General features: G+C 67.9%; 11 protein-coding genes. 5 read left to right on the forward strand and 6 right to left on the reverse strand.

Annotation, left to right across the window (positions count from 1 at the left end; translation table 11 throughout):
- The first annotated feature begins 59 nt into the window (after positions 1–59).
- Both OXG33_03555 and OXG33_03560 read left to right on the forward strand, forming a co-directional pair.
- On the forward strand, positions 60–911 hold the full coding sequence (locus OXG33_03555; protein ID MCY4113004.1) for a hypothetical protein: 852 nt from the start codon (positions 60–62) through the stop codon (positions 909–911).
- Positions 908–1,759, forward strand: coding sequence for a hypothetical protein (locus OXG33_03560; protein MCY4113005.1), 852 nt, complete (start codon positions 908–910; stop codon positions 1,757–1,759). The genes OXG33_03555 and OXG33_03560 overlap by 4 nt, the downstream gene beginning before the upstream one ends.
- Positions 1,760–1,780: 21 nt before the next feature.
- Here OXG33_03560 and OXG33_03565 read toward each other — a convergent pair whose 3' ends face one another.
- From OXG33_03565 to OXG33_03575, 3 genes are all read right to left on the reverse strand, one after another.
- Entirely contained in the window at positions 1,781–2,584 is an 804-nt protein-coding gene (locus OXG33_03565; GenBank protein ID MCY4113006.1) for a hypothetical protein, read from the reverse strand.
- A 319-nt stretch (positions 2,585–2,903) separates the two neighbouring features.
- Positions 2,904–3,707 carry a hypothetical protein gene (locus OXG33_03570; GenBank protein MCY4113007.1) on the reverse strand — a complete coding sequence of 268 codons (804 nt, stop codon included), beginning with the start codon at positions 3,705–3,707 and terminating at the stop codon, positions 2,904–2,906.
- Positions 3,708–4,189: 482 nt separating this feature from the next.
- A complete protein-coding gene (locus OXG33_03575; protein MCY4113008.1) occupies positions 4,190–5,365 on the reverse strand; it encodes a M20/M25/M40 family metallo-hydrolase in 1,176 nt (391 codons plus the stop codon).
- Positions 5,366–5,646: 281 nt separating this feature from the next.
- Here OXG33_03575 and OXG33_03580 point away from each other — a divergent pair, with 281 nt between their 5' ends.
- Positions 5,647–6,627, forward strand: coding sequence for a Gfo/Idh/MocA family oxidoreductase (locus OXG33_03580; protein ID MCY4113009.1), 981 nt, complete (start codon positions 5,647–5,649; stop codon positions 6,625–6,627).
- Positions 6,628–6,680: 53 nt separating this feature from the next.
- Positions 6,681–7,688 (forward strand): hypothetical protein, encoded by a 1,008-nt coding sequence (locus OXG33_03585; GenBank protein ID MCY4113010.1) that lies wholly within the window; start codon positions 6,681–6,683, stop codon positions 7,686–7,688.
- 81 nt (positions 7,689–7,769) lie between these two features.
- Here the strand turns inward: OXG33_03585 and OXG33_03590 are convergent, their stop codons facing one another.
- Together OXG33_03590 and OXG33_03595 are read right to left on the reverse strand one after the other, a co-directional pair.
- Positions 7,770–8,975 (reverse strand): Fic family protein, encoded by a 1,206-nt coding sequence (locus tag OXG33_03590; protein MCY4113011.1) that lies wholly within the window; start codon positions 8,973–8,975, stop codon positions 7,770–7,772.
- A 236-nt stretch (positions 8,976–9,211) separates the two neighbouring features.
- A complete protein-coding gene (locus tag OXG33_03595) occupies positions 9,212–9,721 on the reverse strand; it encodes a GNAT family N-acetyltransferase (GenBank protein MCY4113012.1) in 510 nt (169 codons plus the stop codon).
- 120 nt (positions 9,722–9,841) lie between these two features.
- Between OXG33_03595 and OXG33_03600 the strand changes: the two genes are divergently transcribed.
- The gene (locus OXG33_03600) at positions 9,842–10,492 is read left to right on the forward strand and encodes a GPP34 family phosphoprotein (protein MCY4113013.1); all 651 of its coding nucleotides are present in this window, start codon (positions 9,842–9,844) and stop codon (positions 10,490–10,492) included.
- Positions 10,493–10,519: 27 nt separating this feature from the next.
- Here the strand turns inward: OXG33_03600 and ilvD are convergent, their stop codons facing one another.
- Complete coding sequence (gene ilvD / locus OXG33_03605; protein MCY4113014.1) at positions 10,520–12,208, reverse strand: dihydroxy-acid dehydratase; 1,689 nt, start codon at positions 12,206–12,208, stop codon at positions 10,520–10,522.
- Between the last annotated feature and the right edge of the window lie 154 nt (positions 12,209–12,362).

Genomic DNA, 12,362 nt, shown 5'->3' on the forward strand with positions numbered 1-12,362 from the left:
TGGTCCGCCGAGTCGGCGGCGGGCTATTCTCGCGCTCCCCCGGCATCGCCAACGCGAGAATGATCGACTTCAATCGATCCTTCGTCACCTGGACCGTTGAGTGGACCGAGCCCGATCCGGTCTATGCCTTTCCGGGCGGCTTCGTCGGGGAGCCGGGCGAGGCGACCACCAGCCGGATCCAGATCGACGCCGGTTGCGAGATCGTCGATGAGGCGCGGGGGACGGCGTGCACGACTTATCTAAGCGCGCCCTGCCGCTCCGAGTTCATCATCGCCGACGACAACCTGTTCCAGGTGCCCAACGGCGAGTTCCGCGCCGCGGTCAGCGACGCGTTCACGGTCCCCATTGCCACCGAGCCCAGCTGGCACGAGGAAGGCACGCGGCGGCAGCCCGTCGGCGCGCGCTTCGCGGAGTTCGCCATCGACGTGCGCACTCAGGAAGCGGTCGCTCTGACGTCGGACGACGCCGTCGTGGCGCACTCGCTGGCGGGCGCGCGCCTCAACGCCCGGTCCACCTACCGCGACGACACGCGCGGCCTGACGGTAACCGTCGAATACCCGATCAAGCTCATCAACCTGCACGCCGGCGGCGGACGCTATCAGGTGTGCACCGGCGCGGTGGCGCTGCCCGACCTGACGACCTGGGACGGCGTTGGCGTCGACCGGGTCTTCGTGGCCCACGCGGCCTTCACCGCCGACGACCACGTGGAGTTCATCCTGCGGCGCAGCATCGATGTGGCTGAGCGGGAGCTGGCCTGGGCGGCGCTCGTGCGCGGGCGCGACCGCTACCAGCGGCGCGTCCCGGGAGAGCCGGTCGATCGGCCGCCACCCCGAGCCGCCGGCTACTTTGAAACCTGGGAGTTGGCGGCGGTGAACACCATCTGGCGGACCTCCGGCGAGGCGCGCCCGTGATCGACTTCGCGGGTTCGCACTTCACCTGGGACCACCGGCCGCACGAGCCGGACCCCGACTACAAATATCCGGGCGGCTTCGTGGGCGAGCCGGGCGACGCCTATCACGTGCGCATCGGCTACGACGCCGTGTGCACGATCACCGGGGACCAGGGCGCGCCCCCGCTGGAAATCTTCCTGCTCCAGCCCTGCCTCGCCGAATACACCATCGCCGACCGCAACTTGTTCCAGGTTCCCAGCCAGGAGTTCCGCGTGGCGCTGAGCCGCACGCACGGCATCCCGATTGCCGGGCGCCCGTCAACCGAGCGCGAGCCCACCGACGCCACGCCGCACGCCGGCCGCTACGCCGGCACGGATTTCACGACCCACGAGGTTCCGGGCGCGCAGGTCACGCGTGACACCGACGAGGTGATGCGCGCGGTCTTGGCCGGCCGGCGCCTGAACGCCCGCACCACACACTATGAACACGCCCTCGGGCTCACGATCACGCTGGAATACCCCATTCGCACGATCAACATCGAGCGCGCGAAGGGCGCCTTTCAGGTCGACACCGGGCCGATGGCGCTGCCCGATCTCGCGACGTGGGACGGGGCCGCCGTGTCGCGGGTGTTCCTGGCCCACGCGGCGTTCAGCGCCTGGGACCGCGCCGAGTTCATCCTGCGGCGCGAGGTCGAGCCGTTGGCATCCGAGCACTGGTGGTGGGAGGTGCGAGGCCGCGACCGCCGCGCCCTGCGCGACCCGTCCAAAGCGCCCACCGAGCCGCCGCTGCCGCGCCGACCGCCGACGCTCTACAACGAGACGCTGGTCGTGACCGTCCGCAACGAGATCCTCATCGCGCCGGACAGTTAGCGAATCCCGTCCCGTCCGCCGTCAGGCGTGGCGGATCCGCACCCGACCCAGGTGCGACGAGCCCTGGATAAGCAGGTTCACGAAACCCGCGTCCGGCTCCGGCTCGTCGCCTCCGCTGACGCCGCGACTGCGGCTGCCGACCGGCCGCATGCGTCCAACCCATGACTCGGGCCTGGGCCCGCCGTGCTCCCCGGCCAGGCGCGCCTCGAGCACCAGGCGCGAAAGCGTGGTGTTCACGTTTTGGCCGATACGCCACCAGACCGGAACGACTAGGTCCAGCCGGCCCGCGATGCACGTCACGTCGAGGATCGCCGGCGGACGCGTGATGTCGACGTAGCGCAGATCGACAGTCACGTCGCACAGCCGGCAGGTGATCTCTCCTCGCCGGACATCGCCCCGCGCGCGCAGCGTGCCCCCGGTGTAGGTGAGGTCGATGTGGCTGTCCTTCCACCCCCGCAGGCGCACCGTGCGGCGCGTGCGGATGGTCCCGTTTTGCCACAAGGCGCCGAAGGCAACGATCGCGAAGGCCAACCAGAGGCCAAACTGTACGCCGCCGGTGAAATTGCCGAGATGACTCACCTGCACCAGGACTCCGCCGCCAGCCACAAGCCATGGGACCGGACTGCGCAAGCCGAGATCATTCATCCAGGAGAGACCAAAGAGGACCAACATCATCGTCAGCAGGTCCCAGACATCGAGGACTCCGACCATGCGCAGGATGATCCAAAGGAACACCACCATGCCGAAGGCCGCTCGCATGAAACGCGGCGAGTCCAGCAGTTGGCGCCAGAACGGCCTGGCCATCATGTAGCGCCGGTCAGCCATCACGATGACCCTCGTGAGCGTGCTGCGTCCGGCGACCAGCCCTCGAGGGATTGCGCACCGAGACGGTCCGCAACCTGCGCTCGTCCCGTGACCAGTGCCCAGTGTGGTGCATGCAGCACTCCTCTATTTCTGAGCCTAGCAAGGCATCGGCTCCGTCAGACCGCGCGACGGAACTCGAATTAGGGGACTAGGACGTCAGCCCGCTAGACCGCAGCAGGCCATCATCAGCCTTGGAGGTCACCGGGATCGCCGCAGACTCCTCGGCGACGCTCGAATCACGGGGAGATTGACGAGTGGCCGTCGCAGCGAACGCCCATCATCAGGCGTGGCGAATCCGCACCCGACCCAGATGTGACGATCCTTGCACCAACAGGTTCACGAAGCCGGCGTCCGGCTCCGGATCGCCGCTCTTGCGGAAGCCGCGCCTGCGGCTGCCGACTGGCCGCATGCGCGCGTACCACGTTTGCGGTCTGGGGCTGCCGTGCTCCCCGGCAATACGCGCCTCAAGCACCATGCGCGAGAGCGTGGTGTTCACATTCTGGCCGATGCGCCACCAGATAGGGACGACCAGGTCCAGCCGGCCCGCGACGCAGGTCACATTGAGGATCGCCGGCGGACGCGTGATGTCGACGTAACGCAGATCCACCACAACGTCGCAAAGCCGGCACGTGATTTCGCCACGCCGCACATCGCCCCTGGCGCGCAGGGTGCCCCCGGTGTAGGTGAGGTCCACGTGGCTGTCCTTCCACCCCCGCAGGCGCACCGTCCGACGCGTGCGGATGGTTCCGCTTTGCCACAGGGCGCCCACGGTAATGATGGCGAAGGCCAGCCAAATGCCCAACTGCACGCTGCCGCTGAACTCGCCAAGATGGCCCGCCTGCACCAGGATTCCGGCGCCGACCGCAAGCCACCCGGACGGGTGGCGCGAGCCGAGTTCCATCATCCAGCCGATACCGGCGATAACCAAGACGATTGTCAGCAGGTCCCATGCGTCGAGAATCCCCAACAAGTAGAGAATGATCCACAGGGAGAACGCCGCCCCGATTAGACCCCGCACGAAGCGCGGCGAGTCCAGCAGCTGGCGCCACTGCGGCGTAGCCTTCGCGAAGCGCCAGTCAGGCATGCGATCTCCCCGTGTCAGCGCGCTGGATCGTGCCACCGATCCTAGAGGAATCATGCACTGAGCCAGTGCTAACCCTGCGCTCATCCCGCGACAAACGCCCGGTGCCATGCATGCAGCGCTCCTCTATATCTGACCCTAGCAAAGCGCCGATTTCGTCGGACGGCACGACGGCTACAGCTCTTGGGGCACAGGCGTCAGCCCTCCGCGCCGCAGAACTCGATGGCCGCCAGGAATCGGCGCACGGACCTCATCGAGGCGCGGAAAGAGATGATCGGTATCAATTCCGCGCCCATCCACGGTGAAATTGGATGTCATGTGCTTCACCAATGGAATACTCCCTTGCCATAGGAGCCTAATATCATGACTACCATTGGTCAAGGTCGTATTCCCTTGTCCCAACGCCATATTCCCTTAGATCAAGCCGCCCGTTCTCTGGCCTGCGGCCGCCGACCCCCCACCAGGACCGCCTTATCGCGCAGGTGTCACTCGCCGACGCCGCAAAACTCCATCGCCGCCAGGGCGTACAGCGTGGCGGTCCGGTGTAGGCGCTCGACCGACACGCGCTCGTGGTCCGAGTGCGCCGTGGCGTACTCGGGGCCGCAGCACACGACCGGCAGCGACGCATCGTTGGCATAGATGTTGGCGTCGGTCACCAGCCCCAGCCCGATCCGCGGCAGCGCCGCGCCGGTAGCGGTCGTCGCCGCAGATTCCAGCGCCCGCACCAGCGCGTGGTCGGCGGGCGTCTCAAAAGGTTCGTGCGGCGCGTCCAACGAAAACGTCGCCGCCAGCCCGGAGCGTTCCTCGATGCGCCGGCAAATTCCCTGAAGCTCCGCCTCGATGTCATCCGCCGTCAACCCATGCCTCCAGCGCCGCGTGCCCCGCAGCGTCAGCGGCGTCGGCAGGCGGTTGGGATAGTCGCCGCCCGCGACCAGGCCAATGTCGACCCGCTGCCGACCGCACAGCGGATGCGGAGTCTCGCTCTCGAACCGCGCTTCCCATGTGGCGAACTCCTCCAGCATCGCACCCGCCCAGCGCGCCGGGTTGTCCGCGTAGGGCACGTGCAGCGTGTGCACGATGCCCCGTTCGCTGGTCAGCGTGATGCGGAACATCGCCGCGCCCAGTCCCGCCGTCCAGATGGCGTGCGGTCCCTCGGCGATGATCACCGCCGCCGCCGGAATGTCGCCCGCGCCGATGCGTTGCACTAGCCGCTTCGGCCCTTCCTTCTTGCCCACCGGCGTTTCGTGGCCGACGACCCCCGTCAGCCAGAGGTCCGAGCGCAACCGCACCCCGGCGCGCCGCAGCGCCGACGCGGCGTGCACCATCGCCACCAGGCCGCCCTTCATGTCCTCCGCGCCGCGGCCCACCACCCAGCCGTCGCGCAGCCGCGGCGGGTCGCTGTCGCCGCGCGGGATCGTGTCCACGTGGCCGTTCAACAGCAGCGGGCTACCAGATTCGGTTCCCGGAAGCCGCGCGTAGACGTTGGGCCGGTCGGCAATGAAGCGATCGACCTCGACCTCGAGCCCGGCCCGCTCGCAAAGGGCCGCAAAGTGCTCGCCGCCGGGACCCTCCGCACCCGTCTCGCTGGCAACTTCAACGAATGCCAGCGTGTCGCGCGCGATGGCGTCGGCATCGAGCAGATCCAGAACCCGTTGATGCATTACGTGCGCGGTCCGGCGGCTCTGATCGGACCGAGAGCCCTGCTACTTGAGATTTCTGCGTAAACCCGCCAGCGGGGATTCGGGAGCGGATCCGGTCCCCTCTCCCTTGATGGGAGAGGGCTAGGGTGAGGGTGATCCGAGCCTTGGGCGTGGGATGTCGACAGTTTGTTCAATGGACCCCATTCGCAGGAAAGACGTTGGTGTGCCACGTGCCACGTTCCGCCGGCGCGAGCCGCTCATACTAGACTCTGCGCGCGAACCACACCGTCGGGGAACTGGCCATGCTCAAGGCCGCCATGATCGGAGCCGGGGGACGCGCGACGCGGGCGCACTATCCCGTGCTGGCCGACGCCGACGACGTCAGCCTCGAAGCCGTCTGCGACCTGGACCCGGAGCGGCTGGCGCACGCCGCGGACGCCTATGACATCCCGCGACGCTACACCGACTACCACCGCATGCTCGACGAGGTCGACTGCGACGTGGTCTACGCCATCATGCAGCCCTATCAGGTGTGCCAGGTGGCCGTGGACGCACTGGACGCCGGCAAGCACGTCATGGTCGAAAAGCCGCCCGGCGCTAGCTCCACGGAAGCCGTCCGCATCGCGGAGGCCGCCACGCGCAACGACCGGCTGGTTTGCGTGGCGCTGCAGCGGCGCTGGACGCCGCTGATTCGCGCCGCCAAGGAACGCATCGAGGCCCGCGGCCCCATCCGCTACGTGCTGGCGGGGATGCACAAGCACCCCTCGCATCAGCCGCCCGAGTCGCTGCGGATCAACGTGATGTACGACCGCGACATTCACATGGTCGACTTCATCCGCTGGGTGTGCGGCGGCGAGTGGGACGAGGCCCACGCCCGCGTCGACAACGCCTACACCGACTGGACGAACGCCACGCAATCCGTCATCGCGTTCACCTCGGGCGCGCTGGCGGTGCACACGGCCATCGGCCACGCGGGCAGCCGCTACTACCGGATCGAGCTCCACGGCAACGGCATCAGCGCCTACCTGCGCCCGCCGTCCCATGGCGAGGTCTTCGCCGACGGCGCCGACACCCCCGAGATTCTCGACGCCGCCAGCCTCACGGGCGACCCGCACGCACAGTTGGACGACGGCGTGCCGGCGCTGCACCGCGATTTCCGCGACTGCATTCGCGAGGGCCGCGAGCCGCTCACCAGCATCCACGACGTGGTGCACAGCATGCGGCTGCTGGAGCAGGTCGCCCGGCTCGATGCCCACGGGCAACCGCTCGGGGGCGGAGCCTAGATCTTCTCTCCCCAGACGTAATAGCCCGGACCCGGCGGCCTAAGATTGACGGCATGAGGGGTGCGCTGAAGGCGTTCGTGGCGGCGCTCATCATCGCGGTGCCGGCCATCGCGTGCGGTCCGGAAGGCGGAGCGCAGCCGGCGGGACGCGACGACGCCATGCCGGCAACCACGCGAATACCCGAGACGCCCACGCCGCCCGATACCCGCGCCGCCGAATCCGACGACGACGCGCCGGCATCCGCGCGCGTGTGGCCGGCCAACTGGCCGGTCCCGCCTCTGCCGGTCATGTGGCTGGTGCACCCCAGCGGGTCGGTGTGGGGTTCGCCCCACCGCTACTGCTGGCACCTCGGAACCGAATCCAATCGCGTCTGCGAGGAATACGGCATCTGGTCGGGGATCAGCGCGTACCCCGAGGCCGTGCCGGGCAAACGGATTCCCGTCACGATTGAGTCCGAAACTCGGCCCGACAGGGTGTTCGCGAACGTGTACACGCGGCACGGGAACCTCATGGTCGAATCCCTGCAACTGGGACCGACTCATCCCGCGCTCGATCTCGACTTGGACCCCGGCGACTACCACATCCGCGTAATCGGGCAATGGCCATACCCCGACCCCAGCGCTCCGCTCGGTCGGCGCTACAACGAAGTCGCCTACGAGTTCGGCCTCCACGTCCCGGGCGCGGTGGTATTGGTCGGCGGGTGCGACATGACGGACATCGGAGGCGACCTGCGCATCGTGTTGCGCTCGCTCGACGACCGCCTGCGCACGGCCGCCGACAGCGCCAACCGCGCCGGCTGCCGGTTCAACAAGCCCATCGCGCGAGTCACACTGACTCTCGAGAACGGCGCCCGGATCTATACCGAGGTTTTCCATTTCGCTCCGCCATCGCACGAGTTCGGCTTGCCGCTGCCGGAAGATCTGGTCTCCGAGACGACCGGCGGACCGCTGCCGCCCGGCGAATACTCCCGCCGAATGGTCGCCGTGACCGAGGACGGCGACGAGTTCGATCTCACGAGCCGCGAAGGGATCCTTGACTCCATCACACTGGCGGGACGCTGAACTGAGACTCATTCTCGAGGCCTGGGGCTGGGAGCGCGCGCCTACAAATAAGCCGGTGGCGAGGTATAAGGCGAGAGCGGCCTACCCGGCCGTCTCGACCCCCTCCAGCGCGTCCAGGTAAGGAGCGTAGCGGAACACCCGGTTGCGCCGGCTTTCGGTGACTTCCTCCAGCACCCCAATCCGGACCAATCGGGCGACCAGGCGATTGGCGGCCGGATAGTTGGTCCCCGTGATTGGCGGAACATCGGCAACGGTAAGAAACGGACGCCGGTAAAGCTGGCCGAGCACGCGATGGCCGTCGGCGGCAGCGCGGCCAAGGCGCTCCGTGACCAGGGCCCGATGCTCCTCCCGCAGTGTGAGGATGCGGCGCACGGTCTCAGCGGCCTCGCTGCTTACGGCGGCCGCGCCGCGCAGGAAGAAGGCCAGCCAGCCTTCCCAATCGCCGCCGTGACGCACGGCCTGCAGCCGGTCGTAGTACTCGCCGCGGTGCTGCCGAAAGAAGTGTGAGAGATAGAGCACCGGTTGCTTCAGAATGCCCCGCTGGCACAAAAGGAATGTGATCAGGAGCCGGCCCACGCGGCCATTCCCATCCAGAAACGGATGGATGGACTCGAATTGCGCGTGGATCAATCCAATCTGGATCAGCACCGGCAATTTGCTGGGGCTGTGGATGAAGCTCTCCAGTGCGCCCAGGGCGTTGGGCACCTCGCGATGCGGCGGCGGAACGAACGTCGCCTCGTTGAGCGTGCACCCAGCGGGGCCGATCCAGTTTTGACTGCGGCGCAGCTCGCCCGGCTGCATCTGGGATCCGCGGACGCCTTCGAGCAGCCGGGCATGAATCTCACGGATCAAGCGGACGGAAATCGGCAGCGTCTGCAATCGGTCCAACCCGTGGTTCATGGCCGTCACATAGTTGATGACCTCGTCGACGTCGCGTGGCCTTTCCGGCGAGCGAATGCGCGCCTCCGCGGCCAGCACGTCCTGCAGGGAGCTCTGCGTGCCCTCGATCTGGCTGGAAAGCACGGCCTCCTTGCGCACGTACATGAACACGAAGAGATCCGGATCGGGCAACGTCTGGATCGAGCCGTCGAGGCGGCCGAGCGCCTGATCGGCCTGGGAGAGCAAGGCCTGAAGCTCGCCGTCCAATTGCACCGGCGGCCGCGGCGGTAGGGGAGCCGGTAGAAATGCCCGGTAGCCCTGCGGCTGCGCAACATATCTGCCAGCCCGCTGGCTCGCGGCTGCTTCCGCAGCGGCTGAGATGTCGAATCGTGCAGCGGAGCGTTCCATATGTTCGGAACCGACAACAAGGAACGAGTTGCGTTTCCATGTTATCACTTCGGGACTATATGGGGAGAAACCAGCTCCTTATTGTCATTAGCAGTATCTATAGAGCTTCAACGTCGGCCATATTGTCGGCAGCCGCACATATGGAGACCCGGCTGCAGCCACATTGTCGCCAGCCGACAATATGGCCAGGGGGCCGCCGGCGTTCGGCGGATGCCGGGCAGGCGGATCTGCGATACCTAGTCTCGAATCCCGCCTGGTGATCGCCCCGCCAGCGGCAGGCGCAGCACAAAGAACACGCCCTGATCGGTGTCCTTGGTGGGGTGCACGCCAAAGCCCAGCGACAGCTTGAGCGCGTGATTGGCCACGCGATCGCCGGCGCTCCGTGATCGCACCTGAAAGCAGCCGAGGGTCGTGGCTCGCTCGATCAACTCGTTCTGCAGCGCGGTTCCCACGCCGCGGCGCCGCTGATCGTCGGCGACGGCGAAGGCCAGCACGTACGCCTCGCGCATGGGCTCGCCGCGCAGGGTCAGGCTCGGTCGGTCGGAGTCGGGTCCGATTTCCTGGACGACAAAACGGAGAAACCCAACCACACGGTTAGCCGTCACCGCGACCAGCGTGTGTATCTCCAGGTGCCACTCGGCCTCATAGGCGAAGTACTCGGCCTGACCCACGGCATCGGCCAGATCGCGCGCCGCCTTCTCACGCGAATCGCCAGGTCCGCAGTACTCGATCGCGATGCCGGCCATGTCGCACGCCAACGATGCCGGCCGATGGCGAGCCGTCGCAACTCGGACACCGTCGCGGGTGGGGCGATATGCTAGCGGCAGGCTTGCGAGCTATTTCAAGCACGCAAAGGAGCGTGGCCGGTGCTGAGATTCGCCGAAGAAATCATGCTGCTCCTGCTCGACGACGAGGGCGGGGACTTCCTGCACGTCTCCGACTGGTCGCTGCGCTGTGCGTTGGCCGGTGCGGTGCTCATGGACCTGGCGTTGGAGAACCGCATCGACACCGACCTCAAGCAGCTCGTCCTGGTCGATGCCACGCCCGTCGGGGATGACCTGCTCGACCCAACCCTCGAAAGAATCGCCGCGTCCGACGAGACGCGCGACGCCGCCCATTGGGTCCACCAGACGGCGCGCCAATCCGACCAGATCCGCGACCGCGCGCTGGCGCGTCTCACGGAGCACGGCATTCTCGAGCGCCGGGACGAGAGTTTCCTGTGGGTGTTCAAGTCGCGGCGCTATCCGGCGGTGGACGGCAAGGCCGATCGCGAAGTCAAGCTGCGGATCATGGGTGTGCTCTTCAGCGACGAGATCCCCGACCCGCGCGACATCGTCATCGTCTGCCTCGCCGAGGCCTGCGGCATCTTTCAAGCGCTGCTGTCCACGCGCGAGCTGACCACGGCGTCCGCGCGCATCGAGCAGGTGCGCAAGCTCGACCTGATCGGGCAGGCCATCTCGCAGGCCGTGTGGGATATCGAGACGTCCCTGGCCATGGCCATGCACCCGCCCATGTAGCAGCCGCCTCCGGGCGGCGGTGTGTGGCTAGGGCGAAAAGACGCTCGTCACGGCGCCCGCGCTCGCCGACGAGACTTGCGCGGCGTACTTGGCCATCACCCCGCCGGGATAGCGCGCCGGCGGCGGCGACCAGGCCGCCAGGCGCTCCGCGATCTCGTCGTCCGACAGCGCCACCTCCAGGCGGCGGCCCACGGGGTCGAGGGTGATGCGCTCGCCGTCGCGCACGATGGCAATGGGCCCGCCGTGCGCGGCCTCCGGCGCCACGTGCCCCACCATGCGTCCGTGAGAGGCGCCCGAAAACCGGCCGTCAGTCATCAGGGCCACGGAGTCACCTAGGCCGGCGCCCTGCAGCGCGCCGGTCACCTGCAGCATCTCGCGCATGCCGGGTCCGCCCACCGGCCCCTCATAGCGAATCACCACGAAATCGCCGGGCGCGATCTCGCCCGCCTCCAGCGCCGCGTAGCACGCGGCCTCGCCGTCGAAGACTCGCGCCGGTCCGCTGAATGGCGTCTGTTCCTGTCCCGAGACCTTCGCGACGCAGCCGTCGGGAGCCAGATTGCCGCGCAGAATGGCAATCCCGCCGCTGGCCTTCACCGGCGCGTCGATGCTCTTGATCACGTCGCCGGCGGCGTCCGACCGCTCTGCGGCGGCCGCTATCTCCGCCACTGTCCGACCATCCACGTTCCGCGCGTCCGCATGCAGCAGGTCGCGCGACGCCAGCTCGGCGGCGATGACGGACAGGCCGCCGGCCGCATGGACGTCCGATGCCACGAAGCGTCCGGTGGGCTTGAGGTCGGTGATGATCGGCGTGCGCTCGGCGATGCGGTCGAAATCCTCGAGTTCGAGGTCAACGCCCGCCTCGTGAGCAATGGCCATCAGGTGCAGCACGGCGTTGGTGGAACCGCCGGTAGCCGCCAACGAGGCGATGGCGTTCTCCATGGACGCGCGGGTGATCACGTCGCGCGGGCGCACGTCGCGCCGCAGCAGGTCGACCGCCAGCTCGCCGGAGGCGACCGCCGCCTCGGCCTTGGCGGCGTTCGTCGCGGGAACCGCGTTGGCGCCCGCCGGGCTAATCCCTAGGAACTCCAGCGCCGTGGCCATGGTGTTGGCGGTGAACTGCCCGCCGCACGCACCGGCGCCGGGACAGGCGGCGTCCTCGATGGCCAACAGCTCGGCGTCGTCGATGCGCCCGGCGGCGTGCGTGCCCACGCCTTCGAACACATCCTGGATCGTCACGTCGCGCCCCCGGTGAACCCCGGGCGCGATGCTGCCGGTATAGAACGCCAGCCCCGGCAGGTTGAGCCGCGCCAGCACCATCGCGCCGGCGGGAATGGTCTTGTCACAGCCGACGAGCACCACCAGCGCGTCGACGCAGTGCCCCCGCGCCGCCAGCTCGATGGAGTCGGCGATGACCTCGCGGCTCACCAGCGAAGCGCGCATGCCTTCGGTGCCCATCGCCACGCCGTCGGAGACGGAAATGGTGTTGATCTCCACCGGCGTGCCGCCCGCCGCCCGCACCCCGGCCTTGACGTGCTCGGCCATTTCGCGGTGGTTGAAGTTGCACGGCATGGTCTCAATCCACTGGTGCGCCACGCCGATGATGGGACGCCGCAGATCCTCGTCGGTAAAGCCGATGGCCTTGAGCATGGAGCGTGCGGGGGCGCGCGCCGGGCCTTGGGTCATGGCGGCGCTGTTCGGTCGCGGCAGCGGAGGCATGGCAGGTCCTTCGAAGAGTCAGGAAAATGGCCGCGGGCCAGTGCCCGCGACCGGTGGTGCGCTGAGTCGCACCGTCACGAATGATATATCCCGCAGCGCGACCGGGTAGCGAGTCATACCGGTTTCGTCAATCCGGCGGACGGAAACTCTGGCG

The sequence above is a fragment of the Chloroflexota bacterium genome, assembly GCA_026708035.1.
Lineage (GTDB): Bacteria > Chloroflexota > UBA11872 > UBA11872 > UBA11872 > JAJECS01.